Origin of the sequence: Blastococcus sp. KM273129, assembly GCF_021698995.1 — a bacterium.
In the GTDB taxonomy this organism is placed as follows: domain Bacteria; phylum Actinomycetota; class Actinomycetes; order Mycobacteriales; family Geodermatophilaceae; genus Blastococcus.
In genome coordinates this window covers 22149-38523 of record NZ_SSXB01000003.1, presented here as the reverse complement: position 1 = coordinate 38523, position 16375 = coordinate 22149, and the positions used below count along the sequence as shown (strand labels likewise).

The 16375-nt window shown below is 73.0% G+C and carries 9 protein-coding genes; 4 read left to right on the top strand and 5 right to left on the bottom strand.

The genetic code is table 11. The features are described 5' to 3' along the window. Window positions 1-27: 27 nt before the first annotated feature. Both E9565_RS01780 and E9565_RS01775 read left to right on the top strand, forming a co-directional pair. On the top strand, window positions 28-1707 hold the full coding sequence (locus tag E9565_RS01780; protein WP_236833940.1) for a methylmalonyl-CoA mutase: 1680 nt from the start codon (window positions 28-30) through the stop codon (window positions 1705-1707). A gap of 164 nt (window positions 1708-1871) precedes the next feature. Then, a complete protein-coding gene (locus E9565_RS01775) occupies window positions 1872-2834 on the top strand; it encodes a tetratricopeptide repeat protein (RefSeq protein WP_236824647.1) in 963 nt (320 codons plus the stop codon). 7 nt (window positions 2835-2841) lie between these two features. Here the strand turns inward: E9565_RS01775 and E9565_RS01770 are convergent, their stop codons facing one another. From E9565_RS01770 to E9565_RS01750, 5 genes are all read right to left on the bottom strand, one after another. Continuing rightward, window positions 2842-4233 (bottom strand): hypothetical protein, encoded by a 1392-nt coding sequence (locus tag E9565_RS01770; protein WP_236833939.1) that lies wholly within the window; start codon window positions 4231-4233, stop codon window positions 2842-2844. A gap of 120 nt (window positions 4234-4353) precedes the next feature. Then, complete coding sequence (gene glgB / locus E9565_RS01765; protein WP_236833938.1) at window positions 4354-7194, bottom strand: 1,4-alpha-glucan branching protein GlgB; 2841 nt, start codon at window positions 7192-7194, stop codon at window positions 4354-4356. A 52-nt stretch (window positions 7195-7246) separates the two neighbouring features. Further along, complete coding sequence (locus E9565_RS01760; RefSeq protein ID WP_236824644.1) at window positions 7247-8629, bottom strand: phosphotransferase; 1383 nt, start codon at window positions 8627-8629, stop codon at window positions 7247-7249. After that, on the bottom strand, window positions 8626-10443 hold the full coding sequence (gene treS / locus E9565_RS01755; RefSeq protein ID WP_236824643.1) for a maltose alpha-D-glucosyltransferase: 1818 nt from the start codon (window positions 10441-10443) through the stop codon (window positions 8626-8628). The genes E9565_RS01760 and treS overlap by 4 nt, the downstream gene beginning before the upstream one ends. 93 nt (window positions 10444-10536) lie before the next feature. Then, window positions 10537-12570, bottom strand: coding sequence for an alpha-1,4-glucan--maltose-1-phosphate maltosyltransferase (locus tag E9565_RS01750; RefSeq protein WP_236833937.1), 2034 nt, complete (start codon window positions 12568-12570; stop codon window positions 10537-10539). A gap of 146 nt (window positions 12571-12716) precedes the next feature. Here E9565_RS01750 and glgP point away from each other — a divergent pair, with 146 nt between their 5' ends. Together glgP and E9565_RS01740 are read left to right on the top strand one after the other, a co-directional pair. Continuing rightward, the gene (glgP, locus tag E9565_RS01745; protein ID WP_236833936.1) at window positions 12717-15266 is read left to right on the top strand and encodes an alpha-glucan family phosphorylase; all 2550 of its coding nucleotides are present in this window, start codon (window positions 12717-12719) and stop codon (window positions 15264-15266) included. Between the two features lie 121 nt (window positions 15267-15387). Further along, window positions 15388-16335, top strand: coding sequence for an FHA domain-containing protein (locus E9565_RS01740; RefSeq protein ID WP_236833935.1), 948 nt, complete (start codon window positions 15388-15390; stop codon window positions 16333-16335). The last annotated feature ends 40 nt before the right edge of the window (window positions 16336-16375 follow it).

Genomic DNA, 16375 nt, shown 5'->3' with positions numbered 1-16375 from the left:
GATAGTTGGACGTCCTAGCATCTCGTCATGAGCGACGACGCCCGGCAGCGGTGGCAGCAGCGGTACGACGCGGCGCTGGCCGCCGGGCGGGTCCGCGACGCGGACTTCACCACGCTGTCGGGGGTGGAGGTCGACCCGGTGTACGGCCCGGCCGACGAGGGCGCCGTCGAGGGGTTCGACCGGATCGGCTACCCCGGCGAGTTCCCGTTCACCCGGGGTCTGCACGCCACCGGCTACCGCGGCCGGGCCTGGACGATCCGGCAGTTCGCCGGCTTCGGCAACGCCCGGCAGACCAACGAGCGCTACAAGATGATCCTGGCCGAGGGCGGCGGCGGGCTGAGCGTCGCCTTCGACATGCCCACGCTCATGGGCCGCGACTCCGACGACCCGCGCAGCCTCGGGGAGGTCGGGCACTGCGGCGTGGCCGTGGACACCGCCGTCGACATGGACGAGCTCTTCGACGGCATCGACCTCGAGGCCACCACGACGTCGATGACGATCAGCGGCCCGGCCGTCCCGGTGTTCTGCATGTACCTGGTCGCCGCCGAGCGCCAGGGCGCCGACACCGGCCGGCTCAACGGCACGCTGCAGACCGACATCTTCAAGGAGTACATCGCGCAGAAGGAGTGGCTCTTCCCGCCGGAGCCGCACCTGCGCCTGATCGGCGACCTCATGGAGTACTGCGCCGAGAGCATCCCGGCGTACAAGCCGATCAGCGTCTCCGGCTATCACATCCGTGAGGCCGGCTCGACGGCCGCGCAGGAGCTCGCGTACACGCTGGCCGACGGCTTCGCCTACGTGGAGCTCGGGCTCTCCCGCGGCCTGGACGTCGAGCAGTTCGCCCCCGGGCTGTCGTTCTTCTTCGACGCGCACATCGACTTCTTCGAGGAGATCGCCAAGTTCCGCGCCGCGCGCCGCATCTGGGCCCGCTGGCTCCGCGACGTCTACGGCGCCACGACCGAGAAGGCGCAGCAGCTGCGCTTCCACACCCAGACCGCCGGCGTCAGCCTCACCGCCCAGCAGCCCGACAACAACATCACCCGGACGGCGGTGGAGGCGCTGGCCGCGGTCCTCGGCGGCACCCAGTCGCTGCACACCAACGCCCTGGACGAGGTGCTGGCGCTGCCCAGCGCCAAGGCCGCGCAGATCGCGCTGCGCACCCAGCAGGTCATCGCCGAGGAGACCGGGGTCATGAACGTCGCCGACCCGCTCGGCGGCTCCTGGTACGTCGAGGCGCTCACCGACGAGCTCGAGCGCCAGGCGGAGGAGATCTTCACCCGCATCAAGGACATGGGCACCGACGGGACGATGACCAGCGGCATCCTGCGCGGGATCGAGGACGGCTGGTTCACCGGCGAGATCGCCGAGGCGGCGTTCACCTACCAGCGGGCGCTGGAGAAGGGCGACAAGAAGGTCGTCGGCGTGAACACGCTGGTCGGCTCGGTGGACGCGCACGACAAGCTGGACATCCTCCGGGTGAGCCACGAGGTGGAGGTCGAGCAGAAGGCGGAGCTCGCCGTGCGCCGGCAGCAGCGGGACGACGACGCCGCCCGCGCGGCGGTCGCACGCCTCGTCGAGGTCGCGCGGACCGAGGCCAACATGGTCCCGGCGATGCTCGACGCCGTGCGCGCCGAGGCATCCCTGGGCGAGATCTGCGACGCACTCCGCGCCGAGTGGGGCGGCTACACCGAACCGGCCCGCTTCTGAGCGCACTGTCGCGCTCCGCGCTCCGACCGCGGCCAGGAGGCGTTCCCGAGCTGCGCTGAGCCGTTCCGGCGAGTGCCGCCCCCTGTGCCGACGGGCGGCACCCCGGTGTCTCCGGCAGGACCCTACGGGCCCGAGCCGGAACCACCGGTGGGATCATCGGTCCCATGCAGCCCACCCGCCCCGGACGTCCCGACCCGCGCGCGCAGGCACAGCAGGCGCAGATGGCCGCCGCCATGGCCGGCGCCGTCGACCTCGCCGCCGTCAAGGCGCGCTCGGAGGCCGCAGCGCGCGCCCAGGCCGCGCCGCCGCCGAGCGCCACCGCGCCGGCGGGCGCCCCCGGTGGCGCGGTCGTCGACGTCACCGAGGCGACCTTCCAGGCCGAGGTGCTGGACCGGTCGTTCCAGGTGCCGGTCGTGCTCGACCTGTGGGCCGAGTGGTGCGGGCCGTGCAAGCAGCTCTCCCCGGTGCTCGAGCGGCTGGCGGTCGAGGGCGGCGGCTCCTGGGTGCTGGCGAAGGTGGACGTGGAGGCGAACCCGGCGCTGGCCCAGGGGCTGCGCGTCCAGGGCATCCCCGCCGTCAAGGCGGTGTGGCAGGGGCAGCTGGTCGCCGAGTTCACCGGCGCGATCCCCGAGGAGCAGGCCCGCCAGTTCGTCACCGAGCTGGTGCAGGCCACCACCGGTGGGGCGGTCCCCGGCGCCGAGCCGCAGGCCGACGTGGAGGACCCGCGGCTGGACGCCGCCGAGGCAGCGCTCGAGCGGGGTGACCTGGCCGCGGCCGAGGCCGCCTACGAGGCGATCCTCGCCGAGGAGCCCGACCACCCCGACGCCGGTATCGCGCTGCGCCAGGTGCAGCTGTTCCGGCGGGCCGAGGAGGCCGGCCCCGACGCGCTGGCCGCCGCGGACGCCGCGCCCGACGACGTCGCCGCGCAGACCCGGGCGGCCGACTTCCTCCTGGGCACCGGCGACATCGAGGGGGCCTTCGACCGGCTGCTCGACGTGGTCCGCCGCACCGGGGGAGAGGACCGGGACGCGGCCCGCAAGCACCTCGTGGAGCTCTTCGCGGTCGTCGGCGACGCCGACCCCCGCGTCGCGTCCGCGCGCCGCCAGCTCACCGCCGCGCTCTTCTAGGCGGGGGTCAGCCGCCGATCCCGCAGGCCTCCCCGCCGTCCAGGAACCCGTTCCGGAAGGCGCCGACCAGCTCGAAGCCCGAGGCGTCGGTCCCCGGGAAGACGTCCTCCTCGACGCCGTACCGCAGCAGGAACTGGACGGCCTCGTCGAGGTCGCCCGGGCTGATCTCCGCCCCGACGACGTCGGCGAACTCGCCGTCGTACCACTGCGCCTGGTACCAGCCGGTGAGGCAGACCGCCGAGCGGATCGCTTCGCCGTCGTCCACCGACAGGCCGGCCTGGTCGCGCACCGCCAGTGCGTAGGGCAGGGCCATGGCGGTGGCGAGCGCGAAGTCCCCGATCTCGTCGTAGGCGGGCACCGCCAGGTCGGCCTCGTCGATGTAGACGGTGCCGTCCTCGGCGCAGTAGCCCAGGTCCCGGCCGTCGAGCCCGTCGCAGCCCGGCGCGCGCCCGGTGAACCCGGCGACCTCCGGTTCGTCGAACTCCCCGCCGAACGCGGCCGGGAAGACCTCGCCCCAGAAGGCCTGCAGCGTGGTGCCGACCCAGTCGACGATGTCGTCGAACGCGGCGTTCCCCTGGTCGAGGTCGTAGGGGGTGAACTCCGCGGCGGTGAACAGCCGGTCCTCGCCGAACGCGTCGCGGCAGGTGTCCAGGCCACGCTCGAACCCGTCGTAGAACGCGGAGACCCGGTCGAAGTAGGAGCCGTGCGCCTCGACGTTGTCGGGGTCGCTACCCACGTCGTCGCGGAGCAGGAGGTACCCGCGCACCACGTCGTCGAGCTCCGGCTCGCGCAGCGAGACGTGGGTGGCCTGCCCGTCGGCGACCCAGCGCGTCCACGCGCCGGCCAGGCAGTCGGCCTGGGTCTCGTCCAGGATGCTGCGGCCGGACTCGGCGAACCCGAAGCGCCCCTGCATGGCGTGGCCGAACTCGTGCGCCATCACCACGGGCACCAGGAAGCGGCCGTAGTCGTCGGAGAGCTCCTGCAGCAGGGCGCGGTCGTAGGCGATCACGTCGCAGGCGGGGTCGTAGAACGCGTTGCCGGCGACGTCCTCCGGTGCCGTCCAGGAGCCCTGGCAGCCGATCCCCGTCTCCGGGTAGGCGCTCTCGTCGAGGCCCTCGGAGTCGACCGAGAAGTAGCCGCCCCGCAGCGGGGTGAACTCCTCGCCGAAGTGCTCGGGGTAGGCGTCGGTCCAGAAGACGACGAGGTCGGCGAGGGCGTTGCGGGCGAACTGGTCGATCGGTTCGTCGCCCGCCCCGGTGACGGGGAACTCGTCGGCGGGCACGTCGACCGGTCCGCCGTCGGGCGGGGTCGCCTGGCCCCGCACCGCGCCGGTGGCGCAGCCGGTGAGCAGCAGCCCCGCGACGACCGCGGGGGCCACCCGGCGCAGCAGGGATCTCATCGGGGGCGTTCCTCCACGGGCGGGCGGGCGTGCGCCGCACAGCATGCCCGGTGCTCCGGCGGACCGGGCACCACCCCGGCCGCACCGGAGCGGCGCGGTCGGGGTGGGTCGGATCGGGGATCAGCCCTCGTGCAGGAACCAGACGGTGCCCAGCGGCGGGGCGGAGATCGTCGCCGAGTACGGCTGGCCGTGCCAGGGCTCCGGCTCGGCCTCGATGCCGCCGTAGTTGCCGACGCCGGAGCCGCCGTACCCCTCGGCGTCGGTGTTGAGCACCTCGCGCCACTGGCCGGGGCGGGGCAGCCCGATCCGGTACTCGTGGTGCGGGGCGCCGGAGAAGTTGACGACGCAGGCCAGCACCGAGCCCTCCGCGGCCCCGGTCCCCTCCTCACCCTCCGCCGCGGCGGCGGGGGACGCGTTCTGCGGCGCGGCGCCGTAGCGCAGGAAGGACAGCACGTTGCCCGAGGCGTCGTTGGCGTCGATCCACTGGAACCCGGCCGGGTCGACGTCCTGCGACCAGAGGGCGTCGCACTCCTTGTAGCGGCCGTTGAGGTCGGTGACCAGCTGCAGCATGCCGCGGTGCGCGGGGTCGTCGAGGTGCCACCAGTCCAGCGAGCGGCTCTCCGCCCACTCCGAGTCCTGGGCGAACTCCGACCCCATGAACAGCAGCTGCTTGCCGGGGTGGGCCCACATGTAGGCCAGGTAGGCGCGCAGGTTGGCCAGCTGCTGCCACCGGTCCCCGGGCATCTTCCGCAGCATGGAGCCCTTGCCGTACACGACCTCGTCGTGGCTGATCGGCAGGACGTAGTTCTCGCTGTACGCGTAGTGCATCGAGAACGTGAGCTGGCCGTGGTGGTAGCTGCGGTAGATCGGCTCGCGCTCCACGTAGGAGAGCGAGTCGTGCATCCAGCCCATGTTCCACTTGAAGCCGAAGCCCAGGCCGCCCAGGTGGGTGGGCCGGGTGACGCCCGGCCAGGCGGTGGACTCCTCGGCGATCGTCACGACGCCGGGGACCTCGCGGTAGACGGTCGCGTTGAACTCCTGGAGGAAGGCGACCGCCTCCAGGTTCTCCCGCCCGCCGTACTGGTTGGGCACCCACTCGCTGCGGGAGTAGTCCAGGTAGAGCATCGAGGCGACCGCGTCGACGCGGATGCCGTCGACGTGGAACTCCTTGCACCAGTACAGCGCGTTGGCGACGAGGAAGTTGCGGACCTCGGAGCGGCCGAAGTCGAAGACGTAGGTGCCCCAGTCCAGCTGCTCGCCCCGGCGCGGGTCGCCGTGCTCGTAGAGCGAGGTGCCGTCGAAGCGGGCCAGCGCCCACTCGTCCTTGGGGAAGTGGGCGGGTACCCAGTCCACGATGACGCCGATGCCGGCCTGGTGCGCCCGGTCGATCAGGTAGCGCAGGTCGTCCGGGGTGCCGTAGCGGGACGTCGGCGCGTAGTAGGAGGTGACCTGGTAGCCCCAGGAGCCGCCGAACGGGTGCTCCGCGAGCGGCATGAACTCGATGTGGGTGAACCCTGCGTCGCGGACGTAGTCGACGAGCTGGTCGGCCATCTCGCGGTAGGACAGGCCCTGGCGCCAGGAACCGGCGTGCACCTCGTAGACGCTCATCGGGCGCTGGTGCCACCCGGCCTCGGCGCGCTGCTCGAGCCAGGCGTCGTCGGCCCACTCGTAGGTGGACTCGGTGACCACGGAGGCGTTCAGCGGCGGCACCTCCGTGGCGAACGCGAGCGGGTCGGCCTTCTCCCGCCACGTGCCGTCGGCGCCCAGGACGTGGTAGCGGTACCGGGTGCCCACCTGCACGCCCGGGACGAAGATCTCCCAGACGCCGGAGGAGCCGAGCATCCGCATGGGGTAGGCGCGGGCCTGCCAGTAGTCGAAGTCGCCGGTGACCTTGACGCCCTGCGCGCTGGGCGCCCAGACGGCGAAGGAGACGCCCTCGACGGTGCCGCGCGGGGTCTCGTAGCGCCGCACGTGCGCGCCGAGCACCTCCCACAGCCGCTCGTGGCGCCCCTCGCGGATGAGGTGCTCGTCGACCGGCCCCAGGGTGGGCAGCCAGCGGAAGGGGTCGTCGACCGTGTGCGTCGTCGTCCCGCCCTGGCCGTCGCCGTAGACGACCTCGATCCGGTAGTCCCCGGGCTGGCGGGGGAGGGTCGCCTCGTAGATGCCGCCCCCGTGCAGCTGCCCGGCCTCGTGGCGGCTGCCGTCCTCGTCGAGGACGGCGACGCTCACCGCGTCGGGGCGCAGCGTGCGCACCGCCCAGCCCTCGGCGGTGCGGTGGGCGCCGAGGATGCGGTGGGGGTCGCGCGACCAGCCCTCGACGATCGCCCGCAGGTCCTCCTCGCCGAACTCCTCGACGCCGGTGTCCCCGGCCGCGCCGGCGGTGGTGCCACCGGCGGGCGCGGCGGCGTCGGCAGGGGAGACGTCGGCGGGGACGGCCGGCGCGGCGGGTTCGGCGGAGCCGGCCCGGTCCTCATCCGGCGCCTGCGGGGTGGGCGGCGTCGCCGGGTCGGGGTCGGGGGCGACCGGCTGGCCGGCCGGGGCGCCGGTGCCGTCACCGGGCTCGGCGATCGGCGCCGGCGCGACCACCGGGTTGGCGGTGACCTCGGTGTCCTCGCTGCCGGGCTCCGGGGTGGCCTCGGTGGCGGTGGGTGCGGCGGCGGCCTTCTTGGCCGTGGACCGCTTGGCCGCCGTCGCCCTGGTGCCGGTGGCCGCGTCGGCCGTGGCCGCCTTCTTGGCCGGGGCCGTCTTCTTGGCCGGGGCCGCCTTCTTGGCGGCTGCGGCCTTCTTCGCCGGCGCCGCCTTCTTGGCGGCGGCGCGCTTCGTCGTCTTCTTGGCCGGCTCGGCGTTCACCGGTGGCTCGCTGCCCGCGGCCGCCTCCGCCTGCGCCACCTTCTCCTCCACGGCGCGCTGCAGATCGTCCTTGCCGGCCACGGGGCTGTCGCCTCGGTCGTCGGTCGTCATCGTCTCGCCGTCCTCGTCCGTTCTCGGTGCTCTGGTCCGTCGGTTCGGGGGCTCAGTCGCGGCCGGCGAGCCGGGCGATCGACTGGAGCGGGATCATCAGCCAGTGCGGACGGTTCCTCGCCTCGTAGACGCATTCGTAAACCGCCTTGTCCGCCTCGAACGCCCGGAGGAGTGGTGACTCACCGCAGGGGTCCATGCCGCTGGCCTCGGAGTACCCCGCGCAGAACGCGGCCCGGTTGCGGGCCGCCCACTCCTGGGCGCGGTACTCCCGCTGGGAGTCCTCCGGCAGCTCGACGAGCAGGTGCCGGGCGGCGTAGTCGAAGCTGCGGAGCATCCCGGCGACGTCGCGCAGCGGGCTGTCGAGCTCGCGGCGGGCGGCCAGCGGGCGGGCCGGCTCGCCCTCGAAGTCGAGGATGATCCAGCCCGTGGCGGTGCGCAGCACCTGCCCCAGGTGGAGGTCGCCGTGCACCCGCTGGCGCACCACCGGCTCCGCGCTGCCGGCGACGGCGGCGTACACCTGCCGCAGCGCCTCGGCGTGCTCCCGCAGCTGCGGCACGATCTCCGTGGCGGCGTCCAGCCGGTCCGACATCTGCTGGGCGACGGTAGCCAGCCAGCCGGGCTCGGCCTGCTCGGTGGGCAGGACCTGCGCCAGGTCGGCGTGCACCGAGGCCGTCGCGGCGCCGAGCCGCTCGCTGTCGGCGGCGAAGTCCCCGCCGACCTCGTCGGCGTGCAGGTCGCCCTCGGCGTAGAGGTCCCGGACGCTGGCGGTGGCCAGCCGCCAGCCGTCGCTGGCGTTCGGGACGAAGGTCTGCAGCATGGCGACCGTCGCCGGGTCGCCGCCCTGCGCGTCGTCGATCTCGACGTGGCCCAGCAGCGCGGCGATGTGCGGGTTGTCCGCCCGGCGGAGGGCGTCGTGGATCTCGACGTCGGGGTTGAGCCCCGGCTCCAGCCGGCGGAAGAGCTTCAGGATCGCCTCCTGGCCGTAGACCAGCGAGGTGTTGCTCTGCTCGGTGGAGACGATGTCGCCCGGCAGCCCCTCGGGGATGTCGCCCTCCCCGGCCGGGGTGAAGCGCATCGGCCCGATGGTCGAGCCCTGGGCCAGGTGGATCAGCCACGGCGCGGTGGACTCCCGGTCGCGCATCGCGTCGTAGGCGTAGGTCTCGGTGCCCTCGTTGGACACCGCCCCGACCAGCGCGGTCTCCAGGTCCTCGGCCGGGTGGTCGCGCCAGGACAGCGGCACCAGGTAGGTCTCGACGACGTCGTCGGTGTACCGGATGCGCACGCGGTGCACCGAGAGCACCGGGTTGCCGCGGTCGAGGAAGAACCCGTCCTCGGTGACCTCGGCCCACTCGCGGCCCTTCCCGCCGAACCACCGCTGGTGCGGGATCCAGTCGCGGAAGAGGTCGGTCAGCGCGGTTCGGGGATCGGCGCTCATCGGGGGTCTCCGGACTCGTCGGACGGCTCGTCGGCGGCGCTGACCACGCCCGCGGCCAGCAGGGTGTCGGCCACCGCGCTCGACGTCGCGCTGGCCCAGTCCTCGTGCTCGTCGGGGACCGGTTCGGTCGGCTTGGACAGCTCGAACCAGTAGAAGCCGTGCCCGGCGAGGGTCAGCATGTACGGCAGGACGCCGATCTGGGGGAACTCCACCCGCCCGGTCAGCTCGATCGGCGTGTAGCCCTCGAACTCGCGCAGGTCCAGCTCCACCGGCTGCGGGAAGCGCGAGAGGTTGTTGACGCAGAGCACGATGTCGTCGCCGAACCGGCGGACGAACGACAGCACCGTCGGGTTGCGGGAGCCGACCTCCTCGAACGTGCCCAGCCCGAACGTGGGGTGCTGGCCGCGCACCTGGATCATCCGCCGCACCCACTGCAGCAGCGAGTTGGTGTTGCGCAGCTGCGACTCCACGTTGGTGACCTGGTAGCCGTACACCGGGTCCTGGTTCAGCGGCAGGTACATCCGCTGCGGGTCGGCGGTGGAGAAGCCGCCGTTGCGGTCGGGGGTCCACTGCATCGGGGTCCGGACGCCGTCGCGGTCACCGAGCCAGATGTTGTCGCCCATGCCGATCTCGTCGCCGTAGTAGAGGACCGGGGAGCCCGGGAGCGAGAGCAGCAGCGCGTTGAACAGCTCGAGGGTGTTGACGTCGTTGTCCAGCAGCGGGGCCAGCCGCCGGCGGATGCCGATGTTGGCCTTCATGCGGGGGTCCTTCGCGTACTCGGCCCACATGTAGTCGCGTTCCTCGTCGGTGACCATCTCGAGGGTCAGCTCGTCGTGGTTGCGGAGGAAGACGCCCCACTGGCAGTTGTCGGGGATGTCCGGCGTCTGCGCCATGATCTCCGAGATCGGGAACCGCTGCTCCCGCCGGACGGCCATGAACAGGCGCGGCATCACCGGGAAGTGGAAGGCCATCTGGCACTCGTCGCCGTTCTCGCCGAAGTACTCGACGACGTCGGCGGGCCACTGGTTGGCCTCGCAGAGCAGCACGCGGTCGGGGTAGTCCGCGTCGACGACCTTGCGCACCTCCTTGAGGAACTCGTGGGTGCGCGGCAGGTTCTCGCAGTTGGTGCCCTCCTCCTCGAAGAGGTAGGGCACGGCGTCCAGCCGGAAGCCGTCGATGCCGAGGTCGAGCCAGAAGCGCAGGGCGTCGAGGATCGCCTCGCGCACCTTCGGGTTCTCGAAGTTCAGGTCGGGCTGGTGGGAGAAGAACCGGTGCCAGAAGTACTGCTTGCGCACCGGGTCGAAGGTCCAGTTGGAGCTCTCGGTGTCGACGAAGATGATCCGCGCGTCGGCGTAGCCGCTGTCGTCGTCGGCCCACACGTAGAAGTCGCCGTAGGGGCCCTCGGGGTCGCTGCGGCTGGCCTGGAACCAGGGGTGCTGGTCCGAGGTGTGGTTCATGACGAAGTCGATGATCACGCGCATGCCGCGGGCGTGGGCCTCGTCGAGGAACTCCTTGAAGTCCTCGATGGTGCCGAACTCGGGCAGCACCGCGGTGTAGTCGCTGACGTCGTAGCCGCCGTCCCGCAGCGGGGAGGCGAAGAACGGCGGCAGCCAGAGGCAGTCGACGCCGAGCCACTGCAGGTAGTCCAGCTTGTCGCGCATGCCGCGGAGGTCGCCGACGCCGTCGGCGTTGCTGTCGGCGAAGCCGCGGACGAGGACCTCGTAGAAGACGGCGCGCTTGTACCACTCGGGGTCGGTGCCCGGCGGCGGCAGGGCGGAGTGGCTCGCGGGTGCGTCGGGGACGGGAACGGACATCGGGAGCGGGTTCCCCTCTCGGTGGGAGGACCCCGCCGGCCCACCCTCGCTGGCTCGGGGTGGGACCCGGGACGGGGCCGGAGATCGATCTCGCTAGGCGACGGGCGGGGGGAACTGGACGGAGCGCGGGAAGCTCAGCGCGAACACGTGCGCCGGCTCCCGGTAGGGGTCGAGCTCCACGTAGTTGAACTGGCCCCAGTCGTACCGGGCGCCGGTCAGCTCGTCGGTGACCCCGAAGCGCTCGTGCCAGTCCAGGCCGAGCGCCGGGAGGTCCAGCGCCGTCGTCCCGATCTGCGTGTCCCGGCTGGACAGGTTCACGACGACCAGGACGGCGTCGTCGGACGCCGGGTCGGTCTTGGAGAAGCAGAGCAGGTTGGGGTTGTCGACCTGGTGGAACCGCAGCGTGCGCAGCTGCTGCAGCGCGGGGTGGGCCCGGCGCACCTCGTTCAGCCGCCGCAGGTAGGGGACGAGGCTCCGCCCCGAGGCCTCGGCGCCGGCCCAGTCGCGCGGCCGGAGCACGTACTTCTCGCTGTCGAGGTACTCCTCGCTGCCGGGCTTCACGGCCACGTGCTCGAACAGCTCGAAGCCGGAGTAGACGCCCCAGGTCGGGCTCATCATCGAGGCGAGCACGGCGCGGATCTTGAACATCGGCGGGCCGCCGAACTGCAGCGACTCGTGGAGGATGTCCGGGGTGTTCACGAAGAAGTTCGGCCGCATGTAGTGGCTGTTGGACGCCAGCTCCCGGCCGTACTCCTCCAGCTCCTGGCGCCCCGTGCGCCAGGTGAAGTAGGTGTAGGACTGCGTGAAGCCGAGCCGGGCGAGCTGGTGCATCATCGCCGGCCGGGTGAACGCCTCAGCGAGGAAGAGCACGTCCGGGTGGCTCTGCTTGACGTCCCAGATCAGCCAGTGCCAGAAGTTGAGCGGCTTGGTGTGCGGGTTGTCGACGCGGAAGATCTTGACCCCGGCGTCGACCCACACCTGGATGACCCGGCGGCACTCGGCGTAGATGCCCTCGGGGTCGTTGTCGAAGTTGACCGGGTAGATGTCCTGGTACTTCTTCGGCGGGTTCTCCGCGTAGGCGATCGTGCCGTCGGGCTTGGTGGTGAACCACTCCGGGTGCTCGGCCACCCACGGGTGGTCCGGCGCGGCCTGCAGCGCGAAGTCCAGCGCCACCTCCATGCCCAGCTCGCGGGTGCGGGCGACGAAGGCCGTGAAGTCGTCCATGGTGCCCAGCTGCGGGTGGACCGCGTCGTGCCCGCCCTCGGCGCTGCCGATCGCCCACGGCGAGCCCACGTCGTCCGGGCCGACCTCGTGCGGGTTGCCGCCGGGGAACTGGCTGGAGTTGGGTCCCTTGCGGTTCACCCTGCCGATCGGGTGGATCGGCGGCAGGTAGACGACGTCGAAGCCCATCTCGGCGACGGCGGGCAGCCGGTCGGCGGCCGTGGTGAAGGTGCCGTGGGTGGGCACCCCGGCCACCACGGGGCCCTCCGACCGCGGGAAGAACTCGTACCAGGAGCCGAACAGCGCCTCCTTGCGGTCCACCCACACCTCGTAGGGCTGCGAGCGGGTGACCAGCTCGCGCACCGGGTGCTCGTGCAGGTAGCGCTGCAGGCCGGCGGCGAGCGCGGGTGCGATGCGGACGGTGAGCTCCTGCGAGGTGTCCCGCAGCGCGGCGGCGGCGGCCTCGACGCGGCCGCGCCAGTCCTCCTCGGCCTCGGCGGCCACCCGGTCGAGCAGCCGGGCGCCCTCCTCGAGGTCGTTGGCCAGCTCGTCGGGGCCCTGCCCCGCCTCGACCTTCACCTCGACGTGGTGCCGCCAGGTGGAGAGAGGGTCGCTCCACGCCTCGACACGGAAGGTCCACAGCCCCTCGCGGTCGGGCACGACGGTGGTCAGCCACCGGTCGGGCTCGGGTGGCAGCTTGGCCATGCGGAGGAAGGGTCCGCCCGCCTCGTCGCCGCCCGGCGGCGTCCAGACGACGTTGGCCGCGACGGCGTCGTGGCCCTCGCGGAAGACGGTGGCCGTGATCGGGACGTGCTCACCGATCACGGCGCGGGCGGAGAAGGACCCGCAGGACACGACGGGGGCGACATCGGTGATGCCGAGGCGGAGATCAGCGCGGCCAGTCATCGCCGACCACGCTACTGAGCTGCCGCCTCACCAGCATCTCGGCGGCCGATCCGGCTCCCGGGGGTCACCCGTCCGGGCTGGGGCGCGCCCCGTGGACGGTGCGCGACGCACCTGCCGGTGGGCCCGGATCTCGTTAGGCTCGCCCGGTGCGAGCACTCCGCCGGTTCACCGTCCGCGCGGCTCTGCCGGAGCCGCTCCTGCCCCTGTCCCAGCTGGTGATGAACCTCCGCTGGTCCTGGCACGCCGAGTCCCGTGATCTCTTCGAGGCGCTGGACCCCGACCTGTGGCGCCGCTGCGGCGGCGACCCGGTCAAGGTGCTCGGCGAGGTCTCGGCCGAGCGGCTGGCCACGCTGGCCAAGGACCGCCGCTTCGTCCGCCGGCTCACCGACGCCGTCGACGACCTGGAGGAGTACCTCAGCACGCCCCGCTGGTACCAGTCGCTGGGCGACGAGGCGCCGCGCAGCATCGCCTACTTCTCCGCCGAGTTCGGCATCACGGAGGTGCTGCCGCAGTACTCCGGTGGGCTCGGCATCCTCGCCGGCGACCACCTCAAGGCGGCCTCGGACCTCGGCGTCCCGCTGATCGGGGTGGGCCTGCTCTACCGGGCCGGCTACTTCAGCCAGGGGCTGTCCGCCGACGGCTGGCAGCTCGAGCACTACCCGTCGCTGGACCCGCACGGCCTGCCGATCAAGCTGGTCCGCCAGGCGGACGGCTCGGCCGTGGTCATCACCGTGCCGCTGCCCGAGGGGCGCACGCTGCACGCCCACGTCTGGCGCGCCCAGGTGGGCCGGGTCTCGCTGCTCCTGCTCGACAGCGACATCGAGGAGAACGCACCCGCCGAGCGGCTGGTCACCGACCGGCTCTACGGCGGCGACGAGGACCACCGCCTGCGGCAGGAGATGCTGCTGGGCATCGGCGGGGTGCGGGCGGTGCGCGCCCACTGCTCCTCGACCGGCACCCCGCAGCCGGAGGTCTTCCACGCCAACGAGGGTCACGCCGGCTTCCAGGGCGTCGAGCGCATCCGCGAGCTCAGCGAGGCGCACGGCCTGAGCTTCGCCGAGGCGCTGCAGGCCGTCCGCGCGGGCACGGTGTTCACGACGCACACCCCGGTGCCGGCGGGCATCGACCGGTTCCCCAAGGCGCTGATCGAGCGCTACTTCGCCGGGTTCGGCGTGCCGATGGACCAGCTGCTGCCGCTGGGCGCGGAGGACGACCCGGCGAAGTTCAACATGGCCCACATGGGGCTGCGCCTGGGGCAGCGGGCCAACGGCGTCAGCCGGCTGCACGGGCACGTCAGCCGGGGCATGTTCAACGACCTGTGGCCCGGCTTCGACGAGGGCGACGTGCCCATCGGCTCGATCACCAACGGGGTGCACGCCCCCACCTGGACCGCGCGCGAGCTGGTCGAGATGGGCACGCAGACCTCCAGCCAGGGCGACCCGGTGGAGGTCGACGGCGAGGTGCACTTCGACGGGGTCGACCGCATCCCGGCCGCCGAGCTGTGGGGCACCCGGCGCATGCTGCGCGCCCGCCTCGTCGACGAGGTGCGCCGGCGCGTCCGGGACACCGCGCTCTCGCGGGGGGCCACCGCGGCCGAGGTCGGCTGGACCGACCAGGTCCTCGACCCCGACGTGCTCACCATCGGCTTCGCCCGGCGGGTGCCCTCCTACAAGCGGCTCACGCTGATGCTGCGCGACCCCGCACGGCTCAAGGCGCTCCTGCTGGACCCCGAGCGACCGGTCCAGCTCGTCATCGCCGGCAAGAGCCACCCGGCCGACGACGGCGGCAAGAAGCTCATCCAGCAGATGGTCGCCTTCGCCGACGACCCGGAGATCCGGCACCGCATCGCCTTCCTGCCGGGCTACGACATCGGCATGGCCCGCTACCTCTACTGGGGCTGCGACGTCTGGCTGAACAACCCGCTGCGCCCGCTGGAGGCGTGCGGCACCTCGGGCATGAAGGCGGCGCTCAACGGCGGGCTGAACCTCTCCATCCGCGACGGGTGGTGGGACGAGTGGTTCGACGGCCAGAACGGCTGGGCGATCCCGACGGCGGACGGCGTCGCCGACCCCGACCGCCGTGACGAGGTCGAGGCCCGGGCGATCTACGACCTGCTCGAGACCCAGGTGCTGCCCCGCTTCTACGAGACCGACCACGACGGCATCCCCGGCCGGTGGGTCGAGATGGTGCGGCACACGCTCCGGGAGACCGGCCCGCGGGTGCTCGCCACCCGCATGGTGCGCGACTACGTCCGCGACCTGTACGTGCCGGCCGCGGGCTCGGCCCGGGCGATGGCGGCCGAGGGGTACGCGCCGGCGCGCACCGAGGCCTCCTGGCGGGCGCACCTGCTGGCCCACTGGCACGACGTCCGGGTGGCGCACGTGGAGGCCACCGGGGGCGGCGACACGCCGGAGATCGGCTCGACCCTGGCCCTGCGCGCGGAGGTGCAGCTGCCCGGGCTGCAGCCCGACGACGTCGAGGTGCAGGCGGCCTACGGCCGGGTCGACGACGCCGACGGCCTGCACGAGGTGACCACGGTGCCGATGAGCCACGAGCAGACCGACGGTTCGCGGCACTGGTTCACCGCCACGCTGCCGCTGGAGCGGACGGGTGCGTTCGGCTACACGGTGCGGGTGCTCCCGCACTCCGAGCACCTGGCCGACCCGGCGGAGCTCGGTGTGGTGAGCACGGCCTGAGGGGAACCAGCGGGCACTCGGGCCACGCCGGTCACAGTGACCTCGTGTGACGTCGTCGCGCCCCGGCGTGGCGGTGGCCCGCGGCCAGCCAGAACGCTCGCGCATCACTAGGCTGGACGCCATGCCCGACCGCTGTGAAGTCCTCCCCGGAGATGCCGTCGTCGCTCGCCGTGGCGGCGGCCTGCTGTGGGTCGACGCTCCCGGCTCGCCCGCCCTCGTGTCGGCCCTGCACGCCTGCCTGGGCGTGTCGGGTCCCGGGGCCGACCGCGTGCTGGCCGCCGTGGCCGGTGAGGTGAGCTCCCTGGCCTCCGGTGGCGCCTCGTTCGCCCTCGTCCTCGCCTCCGACTCCGGCACCGGCGTCGCGCTGTGGGCGGGCAAGGGCCAGCCGGCCGTCGACGGCGTCCCGGTCACCGGCTCGTCGATCGACGGGGGCAGCCTCGCCACCGGCTTCTCGCTGGGCCAGTCGCTGTACGTCGGCCCCGGCCAGTCCGCGCCGCGCACCCCGCCGGGGGTGAGCTACGACCTGGTCGAGGGCACCGTGCCCGGCGGCGGGGCCACGCTGCACCTGGCCGGGACGGCGGCCGCCGCCCCCGCCGCGGCCCCGGCGCAGTCGTTCTCGGCGAGCACGGACTCCGGTTTCGGCGCCGCCCGCGGTGCCGCCGCGGCCGCGGACCGGCCCGAGTCGGGCGAGCAGACCGCCTTCTGGCGGCCCGAGGCGAACGAGGCCGCGCCGATCCTGCGGTTCGACGACGGCATGGTCGTCACGATCGACGAGGACCTCGTGCTCGGGCGGCGTCCCGACAACCACGAGATGGTCTCCAGCGGTTCCGCCCGCGCGGTGCCGATCGCCGACACCCAGAACGTGCTCTCCTCGGCCCACGCGGCGCTGACCCGCAACGGCCGCGAGGTCTCGCTGGTCGACCTGGGCTCGCTCAACGGCACCCACGTCGCCGGCCCCGAGGCCACCGAGTGGACCCAGCTCGAGCCGGGGGTGGCCCACCCGCTCTCCGACGGCGACCGCCTGCTGCTCGGCTGGACCGTCATCACCTTCGAGCAGCCGCAGGACTGACGTCCACGACGTGCGCTGAGGCCGGGCCCCGACCGGGGAA